The sequence below is a fragment of the Chryseobacterium luquanense genome, assembly GCF_026460945.1.
GTDB lineage: Bacteria > Bacteroidota > Bacteroidia > Flavobacteriales > Weeksellaceae > Chryseobacterium > Chryseobacterium luquanense.
On the sequence record NZ_JAOVZV010000015.1, the window covers coordinates 246,188 to 263,684 of the forward strand.

The following is a 17,497-nucleotide window of genomic DNA, read 5'->3' on the forward strand; positions in this document are numbered from 1 at the left end:
TAAAATTCCGAAAAGCTTAAAGTTTTCTTGCCATTTCCATTTTATAAGCCATCAGATTGGCAATGTTTTCAGACTTTGTAATGGCCATATCAGCGTTTTGACCTGTGAAATTTTTTTCAATAGTTTGTTTCCAAAGTTTTAACCATCGTTCAAAATGATGCTTTTCCATCGCTTCCAATGCGTTGATAGGGAAATGTACTGCCATCGGGTTTCCTTTGTAGCTCATCTGTCCGAAGAGAATCGTTTCCCAGAAAGAGTACATTTTCGGTAAATGTTTGTCAAAATCAACTTTTATAATGTCTTTAAAGAAGAAGCCAATTGTTTCATCCTTAATTACTTTATCGTAAAAAGAATTAACAAGCAATTCTATATCTTCTCTGGATTCTAAATTTTTCATTTTTAAAATTTTTAATTTAAGCTAAAAATTATACCTCAAATTTAGTTTAATTCTAAATCTTTATGATGACGATGTTTGTGATAAAATTCATAAAAACAATATTTTATCTTTGTAAATTATTTTATCTTTTTAAAGTTTCAAAATAAAAATCAGCACAAATGATATAACTATTATGGCAAGAGGTTTCAGAAAAAAAATCACACAGGAAAACACCGAAAACAGCGGTTTTGGAAGTCGTGCTTCCGGAAGATTTATCAATAAAGACGGGCTTCCCAATGTAAGAAGAAGAGGAGTCAATGTGTTCAACAGATTAAGTTGGTATCATACGATGCTGAATTTATCGTCTTTTAGGTTCATTACTTATTTGGTGGTAATGTATATCTTGATAAATCTCGTTTTTGCGTTTATTTATTATTTAATTGGCGTAGAACATCTTACGGGAATTGATAAAAGTGATCCGTTAAACGAATTTATTGATGTATTCTTTTTCAGTTCACAGACATTTACAACGGTTGGTTACGGGAGAATTGCTCCTGTAGGATTTTTGGCAAGTTTAGTGGCTACTTTTGAGGCATTTTTAGGATTGCTTACCTTTGCCATTGCAACAGGTTTATTTTATGGAAGATTTTCAAGACCGAGAGCTTATCTCAGATTTTCAGATATTGCGGTGATTGCTCCTTTTCAGGGTGTTACAGCTTTAATGTTTAGGTTGGCTCCTTATAAAAATAATGCGTTGACTGATGCGGATGTTACACTTTCTACAGCAATTGAAATTAATGAAGAGGGAACAACGAAGAGTAATTTTTATCGTTTAGAAACTCAGTTAAGTAAGATTAATACTTTGGCTTTAAACTGGACGGTTGTTCATAAAATTGATGAGGATTCTCCTTTTTATGGTTTTTCAGATGCAGATTTTAAGAATATTAATATCGAAATTATCGTTCATGTAAGAGCATTTGATGAAGTGTTTTCAAATACAGTTGTTCAAAGATCGTCTTATGTGTCGAGAGAAATTATTTATGGAGCAAAATTTCTCCCAATGTACTATCCTGATAAAGAGAAAGATTCAACGGTTTTGGATCTTGATAAAATTAATGAATATCAAAAAGCGGAACTTCCTGTTTTTGATGCGGAAAGATCATAATGGATTTAGAATCATATAAAAAGCAAGCTTTACAAAAGCAGAAAGAACATAAAAAATTCCTGGAAGGTTTGAAAAAAAAGCCTCCCAAAAATCTCGATTACGTTGTTCAGGAAACGCACGAAGAGGTTTTTGAAAAGATCGACTGTCTTCAATGTGCCAATTGCTGCAAAACGACAGGTCCGCTTTACACTGAAAAAGACATCGAGCGAATTTCAAAGCATCTTCGCATGAAACAAGCTGATTTTGAAGCTAAATTTCTGCGTGTTGATGAAGAAAACGACAAAGTTTTACAAAATCTTCCGTGTTTTTTTCTGAATCAAGATAATACGTGTTCTATTTATGATGTCCGTCCAAAAGCTTGTCGGGAATATCCGCATACAGATCGTAAAAAAATCTATCAGATTAATAATTTAATGATTAAAAATACAGTGATTTGTCCGGCTGCATTTGAGTTTGTAGAAAGGATGATAAAGAATTTGGGTAAGTAAATAATAAAATATTCTTTCAAAAGTTATTACATAAATTTCTGATGAGATCATTAATAATTCTTTGGTCAATTAGTTTTATACTAATAAGTTGTAAACTGGCACCCTCATCTACTGTAAAGATTGAAAATCACGAACTTCCACATGACACATTTGTTCTAGAAAAAGAATCAGATTTTGAAAAAATAGGAAAAGATTATATTATTTATATTAAATGGAATTTTGGAAGCAGAAAAATAAATAATGATTGTAATTGTCCTGAGTTAGAAGAAAAATATATTTTATTTAAGAAAGATAATAAATCTCATATTCAAAAGGTTGTTGGCAATGCTGTTTATTATCCTATAAAACTAAAATCAAATCATATAATCACTCTATATTCTAAATCATTTTCAAAGTTTAGGAATGAAAGCGTTAAAAAATTTGGAACAATGCAAGGAGATCAAGTTTTTCGATCTCATAGTATTATTAAACAATATATATTAGCAATTGAACAAGACAGGCCTATTACGATTAAATTTTATGAAGAAGATTTTCAAAAAGATAGTTTTGATAAAATTAACGCGAGCTACATTCACAATAAAAATTTAATGCTTTATAAAATTGATAATTTGCTTAATTCAGAGATTAATGAGCTGAATAAACAAGATGCTTTCATATTTAGAATATGTCGCAAAGATTAATAAGTTATAAATTTTCAATTTCCATAATTCTCCATTTTACCATTTTTTCAATCAAATCTAAAGTCAAGTCCTCTTTCATAGGAAACTGTACAGCACCTTTTGAATATTTAAATTTCCTTTCAATAAAGTCATTTTCAAATTCTTTTAATACATCCGGAAGCGGTAAAAGCCAATGTGTTTTTTATAGGCTGCAAAATAAAGCAAAGGTTTGTTTTTATATTTAAAAGCAGGCATTTGATAACCGATATATTCTTCTAAATGAGGATTTTGGGCATGAATGGTTTTTCTTAAAATTTCAAGCTTAACTTGTGCTTTTTCAGGAAAAAGAAGAAAATATTCCTCAAAATTTTTAAATGTGTTTTTCATCATATAAAATAAAAAAAAGCATTGAACTGGACATTCAATGCTTTCACTTTCACTATTACTTTTTTCCCATTTATAAATCCCGGGACAGGCTGTAAGAAAAAAGGCCGGGTAAACTTCCCGACCTTTATATTTTTATACTACTCCTTGAGCTAACATTGCTTCTGCTACTTTTACGAATCCAGCGATGTTTGCACCTTTCACGTAATTTACATATCCGTCTTCCTCTTTACCGTAGTCTCTACAAGCTTTGTGAATTCCGATCATGATTTCTTTTAATCTTGCGTCAACTTCTTCAGATGTCCAGTTTAATCTGATTGAGTTTTGAGTCATTTCTAAACCAGAAGTTGCTACACCACCTGCATTTGAAGCTTTTCCTGGAGAGAATAATACTTTATTTTCAAGGAAATAATTGATTGCTTCTAATGTAGAAGGCATATTTGCTGCTTCAGTTACACAAACGCAACCGTTTTCTACCAATAATCTTGCATCTTCTAAATCTAGTTCGTTTTGGGTTGCAGAAGGAATTGCTACATCACATTTTACTTCCCAAGGACGTTTCCCAGCATAGAATACAGCTGAAGGATATTGTTTAGCGTAATCTTCAGCTCTATTATTACCAGAAGCTCTCAGCTCTAATAAATAATCAATTTTTTCACCGTCAATACCGTCTTTGTCGTAAACATAACCATCCGGACCAGAAAGCGTAACCACTTTTCCGCCCAATTCGTTTACTTTTTTAATAACTCCCCAAGCTACGTTTCCGAAACCTGAAACTGTTACTGTTTTATCTTTAAAAGTTTGTCCGATAGTTTTCAGCATTTGCTCAGCAAAGTAAACCACACCATAACCAGTCGCTTCAGGACGGATTAATGATCCACCATAAGCAAGACCTTTTCCGGTAAGAACTCCTGTAAACTCGTTTCTTACTTTTTTATACTGACCAAATAAATACCCGATTTCTCTTGCTCCAACTCCGATGTCTCCTGCAGGAACGTCGGTTTCAGGACCGATATGCTTACATAATTCTGTCATGAAAGCCTGGCAAAAACGCATTACTTCCATATCAGTTTTACCTTGCGGATCGAAGTCTGAACCTCCTTTTCCTCCTCCCATTGGAAGCGTGGTCAAAGAGTTTTTGAAAACTTGTTCGAAAGCCAAAAATTTAAGTACAGAAAGGTTTACTGTAGGGTGGAAACGAATTCCTCCTTTGTAAGGCCCGATTGCAGAGTTCATCTGAATTCTGAAACCTCTGTTTACCTGAATTTCTCCTTTATCATCAACCCATGGAACTCTGAAAATAATAATTCTTTCAGCTTCAGCCATTCTCTCAAGCAGCTTCATGCCGGTATATTCTTTTCTTGTCAAAATAAACGGAATTACAGTGATTGCAACTTCTTTTACAGCCTGTAAAAATTCCGGTTCATTAGGATTTTTCGCCTCAATTTTAGCGATAAATTCTTGAATTTTCTGGTCAATATTATATTGTTCCATATTAGGTAGGGTTGAATATTATGTCAACAAATTTAATTTTTTTTTCAAGATTCACAATAGCTTATTTGTTATTTGTGGATAATTGAATAATAATGCTACATAATATTGTTAAATTGATAATTTTGATTTAAACTTTGTTGAAAATTAAATGTTATTTGTGAAATAATGAAATATTAAGAAATCATTAATTCTTATATTGCTATAAATTGTCTCCCGGAAAATGATTTTACTTTCCCTAAAAGTTCCAATTCAAGAATAATAGGCAATATTTTGTGTGAAGAGAGCGAAATCTTCTGTGCCAAATCATCCAAATTGATGTTCGGATTTTCTTCAATAATTTTATATATTATTTCTTGATTTTCAGATAATTGAATGGGAATTTTGCTCGATGGAAAAAGCTCTTCAATTTTATGTAAAGGCTCATTAAAACCGAGCAAATCGATAAGGTCTTTTATCGTTGAAATGGCGGTCGCTTTATTCTGCAGTATTAATTGATTGCACCCCTGACTGTATTTGTCTGTAATTCTTCCCGGAAGCGCATAAACTTCCCGATTGTAATTGTTTGCAAAAGTAGCTGTAGAAATCGAACCTCCTCCAAAAGCTGTTTCTACTACAATTGTAGATGGAGAAATTCCTGCAACGATTCTATTTCTCTGAATAAAATTCTCTCTGTCTGGTTTTCTTGATGAATTAAACTCAGTCAATAAAGCTCCGTTTTCTTCCAGTATTTTCTCCGAAAGCTTTTTGTTTTTTGAGGGATAAAGGGTGTGAAAGCCGTGTGCTAAAACCGCAATTGTAGGGATCTTATTTTGATTTGAAAAATCATGAACTTCTTTATCTACGCCTAAAGCCAATCCACTTACCGATTGATATTTACAGTTTTTAGTTTCAGTAAAGAAATCTTCAATGAATTTTTTGCCGTAAGAAGTAATATTTCTTGTACCTACAATGCTTACATTTTTTAACTGAGGGTTAAAATTTCCTTTTTGATAAAGAATTGCGGGTGCGTCATCACATTCATTCAGTAAATCGGGGAGTTCGTCTAGATGTCGAAGTTTTATTTGAATTGAATTTTTCTCACAAAACGCAATTTCTTTTTCTGCAAATTTTAAATGTTCAGGATTTCCGATATCTGAAATGATTTTTTTACCGATTCCGTCGGTTTTGCCCAATTCTTTTTTTGATGTTTCCCAAACAGTTTTTGCGCTTCCGAAAATTCTTACAAGTTTATAGAATGTAATATCGCCAATGAGGCTGCATTCTCGCAATGCGATGGAGTAGAGTTGTTCCTCGGTGTACATTTGTGTTTTTATTTTAATCAAATATACTGAAATTAAGTTTTATTTTCTTCTTAGTTCGTCCAAATGATCCCAAATATCGTCTCTCTTTTTATGAGGCAGTTCCAAAAAGTCATCGGGATTGTTTTCTTTATATTCCTGCCAAAGTTTATCATCTTTTTCGCTGTAATAATTAGGAAACTCCCAGATAAATTTTTTCTTTTTTTCACCTGAACTTTTAAAAATATATGCCATTACACTTCCCATTAATGCTCCGGATAAATGCGCCTGCCAGGAAATTTTACTCGGTTCATTTAGGTTATAAAACAATTCTTCAGGAAACATTCCCCAAATTAAACTTCCATAATATAAAACGACAAGAAGCGAAATGGTCAAAAGTTTCATATTCCATTTAAAAACGCCACTAAAAAATAAGAAAAATGCCAAAACGTAAACAACTCCACTTGCTCCGATGGTACAGGTATAAGCGTATTCTCCTGTTAAAATATCGATTGGAGGAAGCAGCCAAAGCAGTAATCCTGCACTGAGCCAGCCCATGATAAATACTTTTGTGGCAACTTCAGAATAAAACTGGTAGAGTAAAAACATCAAGACAGCAATCGGAATTGAGTTTCCTATTATATGATCAATACTTCCGTGTAGAAGTGGAGAAGTAATAATTCCAAGCAAACCTTCCGGCAAAAGAGGAATAATGGCACCAAAACAACTCGAGAAAAATCCCAAACTCTGTAAAAAGTATCCCAACCACATTGCTGACAGCATAAGTAAGGGTGCAAAGATTGCTTTTTTGTGAATTATATTTTTAATCATGTTGATTAGCTGTCAAATCAAAAGCCAAGTATAAATTTCGGAAAATTTGTCGATGATTTTTATTTTTTTTAAATATTTGAGACAAAACGTAAGATTTTCATATTATCTTTTTTTAAAATCATGACGTAAAAGTGTTTTGTTATAAACCTCTGAAAATGTGTAGACTTTCTATTTAACATTATATTCTTATTTTTGCATTTGGAAAAATTGAGATTTATGAAAAAGATTTTCGTTTTACTTTTTATGTATCTGAGTATACATTCTTTTTCGCAGGTTGTTATCAGCGATTCTGCGGCAGTTGACACCATTAAAAAACCAAGACATTGGTCTGTGCTTGCTAAAAACAGCGTGATGTTTAATCAGGCAGCTTTTTCCAATTGGGTCGGTGGTGGTGCCAACAATGTGGGTTGGCTGGCAAGTGCAAATTATAATTTGGTGTATGAAAATGGGCGTCATCTCTGGGAAAATATTATTATCCTAAATTATGGTCAAAATACAACCAAAGGTGTAGGTACAAGAAAAACGCAGGATGTTCTCAATGTTTCTACGAACTACGGGCGACAGTTTTCAAAGAGTTGGTATGTTTCTACAGGGGCGAGTTTGCTTTCGCAATTCTCAGGTGGTTTTGAGGATGGAAATAATCCTGAAGCCAAGAAAATTTCTAACTTTATGGCTCCAGGATATGTGAATGCCGGTATAGGGGTTACTTATAGGCCCAATGACAATTTAACGGTAACTTTCAGACCTGCTAACGGAAGATTTACGTTTGTTCTTGATAAAGAGTTACAGTTTTCGGGAAGCTATGGTTTAAAATCTGACGGTGATTTTTTCCTGATGCAGATGGGTTTCCTGGCTTCAGCCATTTATAAAGTAAAATTGATGGAAAATATTGAAATGACCAACACTGGATCTGTATTCTCCAACTATCTTGAAAATCCAGATCACATGGTGTTATCCTACAATATGCTGCTGAATATGAAAATCAACAGGTTTGTATCTTCAATTGTTACTTTAGATTTGATGTACGACCATAATCAGATTCAGAAAACACAGCTGAAACAGACTTTAGGAATTGGTTTTGCCTACAATATTGATAATGGCGTGAAGCGTTCAGACCGTAAAGACAGTCAGTGGTGGTTAAAGAAATAGATTTGATCTCATTATAAAACAAGAAAAGCACTTCAATTGAAGTGCTTTTTGTATATATTTCAATGGAAAATTAAAACTCCATCGTAACTTCAAGTTTTTCAGCTAAAAGCTGCTCGATTTTTACTTTTAATGGCTCAATGTCGATATTCTGCATTGCGTCATTGGCAAAAGCGTACAGCAATAATGCCTGTGCTTCTTTTTTAGAAATACCTCTTGCTCTTAAATAGAATAAAGCATCTTTGTTCAACTGACCCACTGTACATCCGTGAGAACACTTCACATCATCCGCAAAAATCTCCAATTGAGGCTTGGTGTCGATTGTTGCGCCTTCGCTCAGTAAAACGTTGTTGTTTTGCTGGTAAGCGTTGGTTTTCTGAGCAATTTTATTTACAAATACTTTTCCGTTGAAAACTCCGTGAGATTTATCTTTGAAAATACCTTTGTAATTCTGGTAACTCTGACAGTTCGGCGTGTTGTGGTGAACTGCTGTATGGTGATCTACCAACTGATCTTTCCCGATAATGGTGATTCCGTTCATGAAAGAATTGATATTCTCTCCGTTATGAATGAAATCAAGATTGTTTCTGATGATTTTCCCGCCGAATGTAAACGTATTTACAGTGGTCAAGCTGTCTCTTTCCTGCTTTGCAAAAGTATGATCTACCAGATATGAAGTATCGCTGTCATTCTGAATTTTGTGCCAGTCTGCTTTCGCGTTCTGATATGTGAAAATTTCAGTTACCGAATTGGTAAATACAAAACTTTCGTCAAAATTATGGTGACTTTCGATGATTTCTACTTTTGCTCCTTCTTCAACAATCAGTAAATTTCTGGTATTGTAGAATGTGTTTTCTTCCTGATTTTGAGAAAGGTAAAAAACGTGAATCGGTTTTTCGATGATTACATTTTTCGGAACTTTTAAGAAAAATCCATATTTGCAGTATGCCTGATTTAGATTGGTAAAAGCTAAATCTTTTGAGGCAATTGTATTGAAATATTTGTCGAAAACATCTTTATGATTCTCATCATTCAAAGCATAATTGAAAGATAAAAATTCTGCATTTTCGATAGAAATATTTGAAAGCTCTTTGTGAAGCTGACCATTTACAAATACAATCCAGTCAAAATTTTCTTCTCCCAAATGAAGCTCATCAAGCTGTTCTTTGGTGATGTTGTGACTTTCTTTCGGGAAAAAATTGTAATCTTTCTCCGTGATTTCTTTGATGTTGGTATACTTGTATTCTTCGTCTTTCTTGGTAGGAAAACCTTTGATTGCAAATTTCTGAAGCGCCGTTTTTCTGTCGTCATCTAAAAATCTGTGACGCAGACTCTCCAAAAATTCACTGTGATTTTCTATTGTTTGATCGTATAAAGCCATTACTGATATTTCGGCCATCACACCTTTATTATAAATTTAATTTGTATCAATATCGCAGTTTTTCACTGCCTTTTCGACTAAGGATTGATAAAAAACTTAACCAAAAATATTTTCTTAGTTAAGCAACCAGTCGTATCCTTTGCTTTCCAATTCTAAAGCTAAAGATTTATCACCTGTCTTAATGATTTTTCCGTTCGCTAAAACGTGTACATAATCAGGCTCAATATAATTCAGCAATCTCTGGTAATGGGTAATCAAAAGAACTGCATTTCCTTCGTTTTTAAACTGGTTTACACCATCTGCAACGATTCTCAAAGCATCAATATCCAATCCAGAATCGGTTTCGTCAAGAATGGCCAATTTCGGATTCAGCATCATCATTTGGAAAATCTCGTTTCTTTTCTTTTCACCTCCTGAAAATCCTTCGTTTAATGATCTTGAAAGGAAATCTTTTTTAATTCCCAATTTCTCAGATTTTTCACGAATCATGGCCAACATTTCTTTTGCAGGCATATCTTCAAATCCGTTGGCTTTTCTGTTTTCGTTTAAAGCAGCTTTAATGAAATTCGTTACAGAAACTCCCGGAATTTCTACCGGATATTGAAAAGAAAGGAAAATTCCTTTGTGAGCTCTTTCTTCAGGAGCATCTTCAATAATGTTTTCACCTTGAAAAAGGATTTCTCCCTCTGTAACTTCGTAATCCTCTTTTCCTGCAATCACAGAAGAAAGAGTAGATTTACCGGCTCCATTGGGTCCCATGATCGCATGAACTTCGCCCGGCTTGATTTCAAGATTGATACCTTTTAATATTTGTGCGCCATCTTCAATTCTGGCATGTAAGTTTTTAATGTTTAACATACTTTTTTATTCGTAGTGTCCTTTTAAAGACAAAATATTTAATATTTCTATTGTATTCTCTTCGGTAATCTGATAAATTATCCTGTGCTCTTTATCAATTCTCCTTGACCAGGTTCCAGATAAATTATATTTCAAAGGTTCTGGTTTTCCAATTCCTTCATAAGGACTAGTTTGGATGGAACGAATAAGCTGCGAAATCTTTTTCAAAATAATTTTGTTTCCTGATTTCTGCCAAAAAAGCAAATCACTTTTTGCTTTATTAGAAAATATTATTTCCATAAAGCATCCAGTTCTTCAAGGGTCATTTTCGTACCTTTCCCTTCTTCTATTTCTTTTTGAGCATCCAAAATCTTCTTTACAAACTCTGGATTGTACGGACTTTGTTCTTCCTTTTTTTCAATTTCAAAGCCCAATGCTTTTGCCAGTGATTTAATCACTTCAAAATCTTTTTTCTTCAAATTTTTCAGAACAACTTCCATAACTTAAATTTTATTTAAAATTACAAAATTCTATCCTACAGAACCTTCCAAAGAAATCTCCAATAATTTCTGAGCTTCGATGGCAAACTCCATTGGTAATTTATTTAAAACTTCTTTACTGAAACCATTTACAATTAAAGCAATTGCTCTTTCTGTGTCGATTCCTCTCTGGTTACAGTAGAAAATCTGATCTTCACCGATTTTTGAAGTCGTAGCTTCGTGCTCCAGCTGAGCTGTTGGATCTTTAATTTCAATATAAGGGAAAGTATGCGCTCCACATTCGTTACCCATCAGTAATGAGTCACACTGTGAGAAGTTTCTCGCTCCCTTTGCAGAAGGCATTACTTTTACCAATCCTCTGTATGAATTTTGAGATTTTCCTGCAGAAATTCCTTTAGAAATAATCGTTGATTTTGTATTTCTACCGATGTGGATCATCTTTGTACCGGTATCAGCATACTGATGATTGTTGGTTACGGCGATAGAGTAAAACTCACCGATCGAACCGTCACCTTTCAAAATACATGAAGGATATTTCCATGTTACTGCAGAACCTGTTTCAACCTGAGTCCATGAGATTTTTGCTTTGGTTTCGCACAATCCTCTCTTGGTTACAAAGTTGAAAACTCCACCCTTACCTTCTTCATTTCCCGGATACCAATTCTGAACTGTTGAATATTTAATTTCGGCATTATCCAAAGCAATCAATTCTACAACCGCAGCGTGAAGCTGGTTTTCATCTCTTGACGGAGCTGTACAGCCTTCCAAGTAAGAAACATAACTTCCCTCATCTGCAATGACAAGCGTTCTTTCAAACTGACCTGTCCCAGACTGATTAATACGGAAATAAGTTGATAATTCCATGGGACATCTTACGCCTTTTGGAATATAGCAGAAACTTCCGTCAGAAAATACTGCGGAGTTCAATGCTGCGTAAAAATTATCGCCTCTAGGAACTACTTTTCCAAGATATTTTCTTACCAAATCCGGATGATGCTTAATCGCTTCGGAAATCGAACAGAAAATAATTCCTTTTTCTGCTAAGGTATCCTGAAACGTTGTTTTTACGGACACAGAATCTATCACGATATCTACAGCAACATTTGAAAGTCTTTTCTGCTCTTCGATATTGATTCCTAACTTGGCAAAAGTTGCCAATAATTCAGGATCAACTTCATCTAAACTTTCTAGTTGTGGATTTGATTTTGGAGCAGCATAATATTTAATCGCCTGAAAATCCGGTTTCTCATATTTGATGTTAGCCCATTCCGGCTCCGTCATTTTTAACCAGATTTTGAAAGATTCCAAACGCCATTCTGTCATCCATTCCGGCTCTTCTTTTTTAGCAGAGATAGCACGGACGATGTCTTCGTTTAAACCAGTTGGGAAATCTTCGTAATCGATCTTCGTTTCCCAGCCGAATTCGTATTTTTTATTTTCTAAATCGACTCTTAAGTCGTCTTCAGTATATTTACTCATTTTAATAGATTTTAGAAATTAGAATTAAGATTTAGATAATTCCAAATCAATATTTCCAATGTCTAATTATAAGCTAAAACTCTCTCCACAACCACACGTTCTGGATGCATTAGGATTATTAAAAATAAATCCTTTCCCATTCAAACCTCCGGAATATTCTAAAGTAGTACCTGCCAAGTAAAGTATAGATTTTTTTTCAACAACGATTTTTATTCCGTTATCTTCAAAAATCTGGTCTGTTTCGTTTTGCTTATTGTCAAAACCTAACATATACTCTAGTCCTGAACAACCACCACTTTTTACCCCAACTCTTATATAATCTTCAGCAGGGTTAAAGCCGTCTTCTGTCATCAGCTGAACTGCTTTTACCTTTGCCTGATCTGAAACCTTTATCATTGTATTAATTTAGAATGATTTAATCTTGCAAAAATACGAACAATAATCAGTAAATAAAAATCGGTGATTTTATTTTATCGATTTTTATCATCGATGCTTTAACTTTGGTTAAAATTTAAAATCAAAACTATAAATCAAGAAAATAATGAAAAAAATTGGTGTTTTTGCTATGGTAGTATTAGCGCAAATCACTTTTGCACAAGCAAACAGATTTGTGTATCAAGTTACAATGAAACCAAATGCAAGTGATAAGAATGATATTAAGACTGAAAATGCTTATTTAGACATTTCAGCAGATAAATCGATGTTCTATTCTGAAAACAGAATTAAAAGAGATTCTGTGATGCGGGCGAATTTTCAAAGCGGTGGAGGAAGAGGTTTTAACAGAGATCAAATGGAAGGTTTAAGATCAATCATTAATTATTCCATTGAAAAAGACAAAAAAGATCAGAAAACGACTTATAAAGATAGAATTGGTAGAGATATTTATACTTACGAAGAAGATCGTCCTTTAAATTGGAAAATTTCATCTGAAACTACAAAAATAGGTGATTATAAAGTGCAAAAAGCTGAAACTGATTTTGGTGGAAGAAAATGGACAGCTTGGTTTACAACAGATCTTCCTTATCAAGACGGACCTTATAAATTCAGCGGACTTCCAGGTTTGGTTGTAAAAGCAGAAGATTCTACCGGCGAATATTCTTTTGATTTAATGAAAAACTATAAAATCGCTGGTTTCCCTGAAATGAATACTTTCGGAAATGTTGTGAAAGTAAAAAGAACAGATTATGTAAAGCAACAAGAAAAATATAAAAGTGATCCCTCTGCTTTTATGAATAGTCAGCGTGGAGGCGGAGGTTTTGCAGGAGGTGGCCCAAGAGGAAATGGAGGTGGAGGAAATCAAAATCCAGCCGATATGAGAAAAAGAATGGAGGAAAGAGTAAAAGAGGAAGCTAAAAATAACAGCAATCCAATTGAATTGAAATAATAAAAAAACCTGAAGAGCTTCTTCAGGTTTTTTGTTTTATCTTAAAAGTTGGCTGAATGTATCGCCCTGTTTAATATTTGTCGCATTATATCCTTTCATAAACCATTCTTTTCGTTGTGCGGATGAACCGTGTGTAAAACTTTCCTGATTTACGTATCCCTGAGATCTTTTTTGGATATTATCATCTCCAACAGCTTCAGCTGCTTCAATTGCTGAGTCTATATCTCCTGGCTCAAGAAAATGCTCTCTTTCATTAGAATACTTAGCCCAAAGTCCGGCATAAAAATCAGCCTGAAGTTCTGTTGCTACAGAGATTTTATTCAATTGCGCTTCAGAATATCTGCCGCTTCTTCTTGCATTATCTGTTTCGTTTAAAGTTCCCAAAAGATTTTGTACGTGATGACCCATTTCATGAGCCATTACGTAAGCGATAGTAAACTCGGTAACTTTAGCACCAAAGTTTTTCTGCAATTCCTTGAAAAAACTCATATCCATATAAACCGATTGATCTGCCGGACAATAAAATGGTCCCATTGCAGATTGTGCAGTTCCACAACCGGAGTTAGTTGCGCTTTCAAATAAAACTACTTTTGCAGGTCTGTATTGCAATCCGTTATCTTTAAAAATCTGAGCCCAGGTTTGTTCGTTCTCTGCAGTAACCATTTTTACAAATTCTCCAATTTGCAGTTCGCCTTGACTTAATTCTCGTTTTTCTGTTTGACGAGGAGCGCTTCCACCTCCCGAAGAAAGTATTGCAGAAGGATCTCCACCTAAGAAAAATACAATTGCTGCGATAATTATAGTGCCTAATCCACCACCAACAATTGCGCCTCCACCGCCTCCAGAGCCACGTCTGTCGTCTACGTTAGTACTTCTGTCTTCAGTCCATTTCATAATTTGTAATTTTTAAAGTAAAGTTAAAAATTTTAATGAATCAGAAATTAATTGTTTTGAGAATTTCCAAAGCCAATATTTCCTTTCTTGTCGGAAAGATTTCTTTTAAAATTGATCATGCTTAAGGCTGTAACTGCCGCTTCAACGCCTTTGTTTCCTAAATCTCCGCCACTTCTTGCGATAGACTGCTCTTTCGTGTCATCTGTTAAAACACAGAAAATTGTCGGAGTATCGGTTAAAATATTACAGTCTTTAATTCCCTGTGCAACTGCATCACAAACGAAATCAAAATGCGGTGTTTCTCCCCTGATGACACATCCGATGGCAATTACTGCATCAAAACTTCGTTCCTTACAGAGTTGCATGCTTGCATAATTTAATTCAAAAGCTCCGGGAACGGAAAACTGTTTTATATTTTCAGCTTTTACACCTTCTTTTTCAAGGATTTCTAAAGCTGCATCACGTAGATTGTATGTTACAAAGTCATTCCACTCAGAAAAGACAATGCCGATAGAAAAATCTTCGGCATTGGTAATATTAAGTGGCTTGTAATCTGAAAGATTAACTGTTGCCATGTTTTAATTTAAATATTTAGTCATTTCGATATAAGAATCAGACATTCCGTTGTCATAATCCTGATATTTTTCGTCGATTGTAGCGAAGTATTTTTTAGCTTCTGCATTTTTCTTCATTCCTAAAGCTACAATACCAGCTTTTCTTGTGAAATAATAAGAAGTATAAGGGTCATCAGATGCTGTCGCAGCTTTGTCTAATAATGCTAAAGCTTCATCATTTTTGTTAAGACCGGATTTTGCATCTGCCATTACACCAAACTTCATTGCTGTTAATGTTTTGTTGTCAGACGAAAATTTATCTAAAAGATCATAAGCTTCCTGATATTTTCCTTCTTTAAATTTAAGCAAGCCTGCGTTGTAAGCAGAAAGTTTACCTATTTTAGTAGAAGAATATTCATTATAAGTTCCTAAAAAACCTGGGTTTGCTGCAGATTTTCCACCTAAAGCTTCTTTATCTTTACCTTCTGTAAGATTTTTTTGTGCTGTAAGATACGTTTTTACAGCTTCAGCATTATTTGGAGCAACCACAAACTGTTGGTACCCGAAATAAGCTAAAACTCCAACAACCAAACCTATAAATACGGCACTTAATGGTTTTTGATATTTTTCTAGGAATCTTTCTGTGTTTAAAGCCTCTCTATCAAGGTCTTTAAAGAATTCCACTGTTTCTTTGCCTTCTTGCTCGTTTGGAGCATTCTTTCCCAATTTTGCCATAAATTTTTTAAAAATTGAACTGCAAATTTAATTGTTTCTGAGTGATTTACAAAATACTTTGCAGGGGATTGTTGATTTTATTTAAAAAAGTAAAATGATTTGCCAATTATTAATTGTTAAAACAGTTATTGTAGCATTTCTTCACTTTTTCATTCTAGATTTAATATTCTAAAGTGTGATAGATTTCAGCATTGAATTTTTTAAGTTTTTCTTCGCCTTTCAAATCTTTCAAGCCAATTAAAAAACTGAACTGTACTACTTCTGCACCTTGTTTTTTTACCAATTTTGCAGCAGCTTCTGTTGTTCCTCCGGTTGCTAAAAGATCATCATGAATTAAAATTCGCTGTCCTTTTTTTATCTGCCCTTCTCTGGTTTCTATTTCTGCGCTTCCATATTCCAAATCATATTTTTCTGAAATAATCGGTGGTGGAAGCTTTCCTTTCTTCCTAATTAAGATAAACGGAACTTCTAAAGCGACTGCTATTGCAATTCCGAAAAGATAGCCACGACTTTCAATACCACAGACTGCATCTACTTTTCCTTTGCTGAATTTTACCAAATCTTCAATTACTTCTTCATACAATTTAGGATCAAGAAAAATCGATGAAATATCTTTAAACTGAATTCCCGGAATAGGAAAGTCAGCGATATTTTCTATGGTTGCTTCAAGCTTTGAAATGAGTTCCTGCGATGCCATTTTATGGATTAATCTTATAACTTGAAATTTTCCATTCTCCGTTTACATTTTTAAGACCAAAAGTTGCCTTTAAAGATGTCGTTCTCCCATTTTTATCTGTTACATCGTACGTTGCATTTACGCTTGATGAATTTGCATTTGAAGCATTTGTTGTAACATTTTTTACACTTACGTTTTTAATCGCTCCAAAACCTGAAGTAGGATTTGAGAAAGACTCGTAAGTTCCCCAACTTGGGTTGCTTGATGAATCGAATGCCGCTTTTAAATTCTGTGAGCTTACATTATTTAAAAATTTGTTTACGGTATTTTTCGGATCTGCAGTTGGTTGTTTTGGTGTCGCAGGTGTCGTTGTTGCTGGATCTGTTCCTGTAGTTGGAGGAGTTGGATTACTCGGATCAATTACTGCATTCGGATCTTGGTTAATCATTGTTGAGTCCGTTTTTGGTACTTCAGGAACTTTTAAAGCTGAAGGATTTACATCTAAACCAATTTTAGACATTTTAAATGTTTTCCCAGTTGTTTTTACAGAAACTGTTATATCAATTTTGTTATCAACAATTTTTGAAGCCAATAAAGATGAAAATTTAAGGTTAAAACCTTTAAAATTGTTATCCTGCATTAAGTTTTTAGCCGTTGAAAGCTTCATACCATTGCTGAAAACTTCTAAAGTTGTTTCTAAACCAGCGCCTGTAAATGCAATCGGATTTCCTGAGTTGTCAACCAATCTTGGTACGATTTGAATTGCAGTAGGGCCATTTCCTGTATCGCCAGAAAGTTGGGTAAGAATACTTAACGAACTTGCTCTTACGTCATTCGGATCACTTTCTTTAGCTTTATCATCCCCGAAAATATTCATTTCACCTAATGACGGTGGAGCTGTACTTGCCCATTCAATACCGTTTTGTTGTGCAACCTGATCTGCTAAAGACAAAATTTCGGGTACTTTTTTACCGTTGATCAATTGACCTAAAGCTTTTAATTCGTTTACATCACCTTCTGCTTCTACACCAAAAGTTTTTAGAATATAAAGCGCTTCGTTGAATTTGATTTGCTTAATTGTGGTAAGACTCGATGCCATATCGTTGATACTCGACTGTAAAGTCTGGGTTGTAGTTGCATCTACGCTGTCTTTTTTACATGACGTAAAAAGTAACAGGCTGAACATGAGTAGCAAAGAAAACTTTTTCATTTTAATTATGGTTTATGGCAAATTTAG

The 17,497-nt window shown here is 34.1% G+C and carries 21 protein-coding genes; 5 read left to right on the plus strand and 16 right to left on the minus strand.

Features of this window, described 5'->3' with window-relative positions; genetic code table 11:
• Positions 1 to 16: 16 nt before the first annotated feature.
• Positions 17 to 397 (minus strand): group III truncated hemoglobin, encoded by a 381-nt coding sequence (locus OEA66_RS13815; RefSeq protein WP_267281924.1) that lies wholly within the window; start codon positions 395 to 397, stop codon positions 17 to 19.
• A 172-nt stretch (positions 398 to 569) separates the two neighbouring features.
• Here OEA66_RS13815 and OEA66_RS13820 point away from each other — a divergent pair, with 172 nt between their 5' ends.
• The 3 genes from OEA66_RS13820 to OEA66_RS13830 are packed head-to-tail and all read left to right on the plus strand — an operon-like array spanning position 570 to position 2,709.
• Positions 570 to 1,541, plus strand: coding sequence for an ion channel (locus tag OEA66_RS13820; protein WP_267281925.1), 972 nt, complete (start codon positions 570 to 572; stop codon positions 1,539 to 1,541).
• A complete protein-coding gene (locus tag OEA66_RS13825) occupies positions 1,541 to 2,029 on the plus strand; it encodes a YkgJ family cysteine cluster protein (RefSeq protein ID WP_267281926.1) in 489 nt (162 codons plus the stop codon). Before OEA66_RS13820 ends, OEA66_RS13825 begins: the two co-directional genes overlap by 1 nt.
• Before the next feature lie 41 nt (positions 2,030 to 2,070).
• The gene (locus tag OEA66_RS13830; protein ID WP_267281927.1) at positions 2,071 to 2,709 is read left to right on the plus strand and encodes a hypothetical protein; all 639 of its coding nucleotides are present in this window, start codon (positions 2,071 to 2,073) and stop codon (positions 2,707 to 2,709) included.
• Positions 2,710 to 2,853: 144 nt separating this feature from the next.
• Here the strand turns inward: OEA66_RS13830 and OEA66_RS13835 are convergent, their stop codons facing one another.
• The 4 genes from OEA66_RS13835 to OEA66_RS13850 form a co-directional block, all read right to left on the minus strand.
• Entirely contained in the window at positions 2,854 to 3,078 is a 225-nt protein-coding gene (locus OEA66_RS13835) for an iron chaperone (protein WP_267281928.1), read from the minus strand.
• A gap of 129 nt (positions 3,079 to 3,207) precedes the next feature.
• Positions 3,208 to 4,566 (minus strand): NADP-specific glutamate dehydrogenase, encoded by a 1,359-nt coding sequence (gene gdhA / locus OEA66_RS13840; RefSeq protein WP_267281929.1) that lies wholly within the window; start codon positions 4,564 to 4,566, stop codon positions 3,208 to 3,210.
• Positions 4,567 to 4,757: 191 nt separating this feature from the next.
• Positions 4,758 to 5,867 carry a DNA-processing protein DprA gene (gene dprA, locus OEA66_RS13845; protein WP_267281930.1) on the minus strand — a complete coding sequence of 370 codons (1,110 nt, stop codon included), beginning with the start codon at positions 5,865 to 5,867 and terminating at the stop codon, positions 4,758 to 4,760.
• Between the two features lie 39 nt (positions 5,868 to 5,906).
• On the minus strand, positions 5,907 to 6,674 hold the full coding sequence (locus OEA66_RS13850) for a rhomboid family intramembrane serine protease (protein WP_267281931.1): 768 nt from the start codon (positions 6,672 to 6,674) through the stop codon (positions 5,907 to 5,909).
• A 216-nt stretch (positions 6,675 to 6,890) separates the two neighbouring features.
• Here OEA66_RS13850 and OEA66_RS13855 point away from each other — a divergent pair, with 216 nt between their 5' ends.
• A complete protein-coding gene (locus OEA66_RS13855) occupies positions 6,891 to 7,823 on the plus strand; it encodes a DUF3078 domain-containing protein (RefSeq protein WP_267281932.1) in 933 nt (310 codons plus the stop codon).
• Positions 7,824 to 7,893: 70 nt separating this feature from the next.
• Here OEA66_RS13855 and sufD read toward each other — a convergent pair whose 3' ends face one another.
• From sufD to OEA66_RS13885, 6 genes are all read right to left on the minus strand, one after another.
• Positions 7,894 to 9,201, minus strand: coding sequence for a Fe-S cluster assembly protein SufD (sufD, locus tag OEA66_RS13860; protein WP_267282012.1), 1,308 nt, complete (start codon positions 9,199 to 9,201; stop codon positions 7,894 to 7,896).
• Positions 9,202 to 9,315: 114 nt separating this feature from the next.
• On the minus strand, positions 9,316 to 10,059 hold the full coding sequence (gene sufC / locus OEA66_RS13865; protein ID WP_047443242.1) for a Fe-S cluster assembly ATPase SufC: 744 nt from the start codon (positions 10,057 to 10,059) through the stop codon (positions 9,316 to 9,318).
• A gap of 6 nt (positions 10,060 to 10,065) precedes the next feature.
• On the minus strand, positions 10,066 to 10,338 hold the full coding sequence (locus OEA66_RS13870; RefSeq protein WP_267281933.1) for a Txe/YoeB family addiction module toxin: 273 nt from the start codon (positions 10,336 to 10,338) through the stop codon (positions 10,066 to 10,068).
• Positions 10,329 to 10,538: a DUF2683 family protein gene (locus OEA66_RS13875; RefSeq protein ID WP_191736885.1), complete on the minus strand. Its 210-nt coding sequence runs from the start codon at positions 10,536 to 10,538 to the stop codon at positions 10,329 to 10,331. Before OEA66_RS13875 ends, OEA66_RS13870 begins: the two co-directional genes overlap by 10 nt.
• A 30-nt stretch (positions 10,539 to 10,568) precedes the next feature.
• Positions 10,569 to 12,017 carry a Fe-S cluster assembly protein SufB gene (gene sufB / locus OEA66_RS13880; RefSeq protein WP_267281934.1) on the minus strand — a complete coding sequence of 483 codons (1,449 nt, stop codon included), beginning with the start codon at positions 12,015 to 12,017 and terminating at the stop codon, positions 10,569 to 10,571.
• 66 nt (positions 12,018 to 12,083) lie between these two features.
• The gene (locus OEA66_RS13885) at positions 12,084 to 12,413 is read right to left on the minus strand and encodes a HesB/IscA family protein (RefSeq protein ID WP_267281935.1); all 330 of its coding nucleotides are present in this window, start codon (positions 12,411 to 12,413) and stop codon (positions 12,084 to 12,086) included.
• A gap of 145 nt (positions 12,414 to 12,558) precedes the next feature.
• On the opposite strand from OEA66_RS13885, the gene OEA66_RS13890 reads away from it, so the two are divergent.
• Entirely contained in the window at positions 12,559 to 13,401 is an 843-nt protein-coding gene (locus tag OEA66_RS13890; RefSeq protein WP_267281936.1) for a GLPGLI family protein, read from the plus strand.
• 36 nt (positions 13,402 to 13,437) lie between these two features.
• On the opposite strand, the gene ypfJ is transcribed toward OEA66_RS13890, so the two are convergent.
• From ypfJ to OEA66_RS13915, 5 genes are all read right to left on the minus strand, one after another.
• Entirely contained in the window at positions 13,438 to 14,295 is an 858-nt protein-coding gene (gene ypfJ, locus OEA66_RS13895; RefSeq protein WP_267281937.1) for a KPN_02809 family neutral zinc metallopeptidase, read from the minus strand.
• A 47-nt stretch (positions 14,296 to 14,342) separates the two neighbouring features.
• Complete coding sequence (gene ribH / locus OEA66_RS13900; protein WP_267281938.1) at positions 14,343 to 14,870, minus strand: 6,7-dimethyl-8-ribityllumazine synthase; 528 nt, start codon at positions 14,868 to 14,870, stop codon at positions 14,343 to 14,345.
• A gap of 3 nt (positions 14,871 to 14,873) precedes the next feature.
• The gene (locus OEA66_RS13905) at positions 14,874 to 15,584 is read right to left on the minus strand and encodes a YfgM family protein (protein WP_267281939.1); all 711 of its coding nucleotides are present in this window, start codon (positions 15,582 to 15,584) and stop codon (positions 14,874 to 14,876) included.
• Between the two features lie 160 nt (positions 15,585 to 15,744).
• Complete coding sequence (locus OEA66_RS13910; RefSeq protein ID WP_267281940.1) at positions 15,745 to 16,281, minus strand: adenine phosphoribosyltransferase; 537 nt, start codon at positions 16,279 to 16,281, stop codon at positions 15,745 to 15,747.
• Between the two features lies 1 nt (position 16,282).
• Entirely contained in the window at positions 16,283 to 17,470 is a 1,188-nt protein-coding gene (locus tag OEA66_RS13915) for a hypothetical protein (protein ID WP_267281941.1), read from the minus strand.
• Positions 17,471 to 17,497: the final 27 nt, after the last annotated feature.

What these genes read in the sequence shown, in the direction of transcription:
- OEA66_RS13870 (WP_267281933.1), bottom strand. Translation starts at nt 10,338, where the DNA reads ATGGAAATAATATTTTCTAATAAAGCAAAAAGTGATTTGCTTTTTTGG.
- gdhA (WP_267281929.1), bottom strand. Translation starts at nt 4,566, where the DNA reads ATGGAACAATATAATATTGACCAGAAAATTCAAGAATTTATCGCTAAA.
- dprA (WP_267281930.1), bottom strand. Translation starts at nt 5,867, where the DNA reads ATGTACACCGAGGAACAACTCTACTCCATCGCATTGCGAGAATGCAGC.
- ypfJ (WP_267281937.1), bottom strand. Translation starts at nt 14,295, where the DNA reads ATGAAATGGACTGAAGACAGAAGTACTAACGTAGACGACAGACGTGGC.
- OEA66_RS13875 (WP_191736885.1), bottom strand. Translation starts at nt 10,538, where the DNA reads ATGGAAGTTGTTCTGAAAAATTTGAAGAAAAAAGATTTTGAAGTGATT.
- OEA66_RS13910 (WP_267281940.1), bottom strand. Translation starts at nt 16,281, where the DNA reads ATGGCATCGCAGGAACTCATTTCAAAGCTTGAAGCAACCATAGAAAAT.
- ribH (WP_267281938.1), bottom strand. Translation starts at nt 14,870, where the DNA reads ATGGCAACAGTTAATCTTTCAGATTACAAGCCACTTAATATTACCAAT.
- OEA66_RS13905 (WP_267281939.1), bottom strand. Translation starts at nt 15,584, where the DNA reads ATGGCAAAATTGGGAAAGAATGCTCCAAACGAGCAAGAAGGCAAAGAA.
- OEA66_RS13835 (WP_267281928.1), bottom strand. Translation starts at nt 3,078, where the DNA reads ATGATGAAAAACACATTTAAAAATTTTGAGGAATATTTTCTTCTTTTT.
- sufC (WP_047443242.1), bottom strand. Translation starts at nt 10,059, where the DNA reads ATGTTAAACATTAAAAACTTACATGCCAGAATTGAAGATGGCGCACAA.
- OEA66_RS13885 (WP_267281935.1), bottom strand. Translation starts at nt 12,413, where the DNA reads ATGATAAAGGTTTCAGATCAGGCAAAGGTAAAAGCAGTTCAGCTGATG.
- OEA66_RS13915 (WP_267281941.1), bottom strand. Translation starts at nt 17,470, where the DNA reads ATGAAAAAGTTTTCTTTGCTACTCATGTTCAGCCTGTTACTTTTTACG.
- sufB (WP_267281934.1), bottom strand. Translation starts at nt 12,017, where the DNA reads ATGAGTAAATATACTGAAGACGACTTAAGAGTCGATTTAGAAAATAAA.
- OEA66_RS13830 (WP_267281927.1), top strand. Translation starts at nt 2,071, where the DNA reads ATGAGATCATTAATAATTCTTTGGTCAATTAGTTTTATACTAATAAGT.
- OEA66_RS13855 (WP_267281932.1), top strand. Translation starts at nt 6,891, where the DNA reads ATGAAAAAGATTTTCGTTTTACTTTTTATGTATCTGAGTATACATTCT.
- sufD (WP_267282012.1), bottom strand. Translation starts at nt 9,201, where the DNA reads ATGGCTTTATACGATCAAACAATAGAAAATCACAGTGAATTTTTGGAG.
- OEA66_RS13850 (WP_267281931.1), bottom strand. Translation starts at nt 6,674, where the DNA reads ATGATTAAAAATATAATTCACAAAAAAGCAATCTTTGCACCCTTACTT.
- OEA66_RS13825 (WP_267281926.1), top strand. Translation starts at nt 1,541, where the DNA reads ATGGATTTAGAATCATATAAAAAGCAAGCTTTACAAAAGCAGAAAGAA.
- OEA66_RS13890 (WP_267281936.1), top strand. Translation starts at nt 12,559, where the DNA reads ATGAAAAAAATTGGTGTTTTTGCTATGGTAGTATTAGCGCAAATCACT.
- OEA66_RS13815 (WP_267281924.1), bottom strand. Translation starts at nt 397, where the DNA reads ATGAAAAATTTAGAATCCAGAGAAGATATAGAATTGCTTGTTAATTCT.
- OEA66_RS13820 (WP_267281925.1), top strand. Translation starts at nt 570, where the DNA reads ATGGCAAGAGGTTTCAGAAAAAAAATCACACAGGAAAACACCGAAAAC.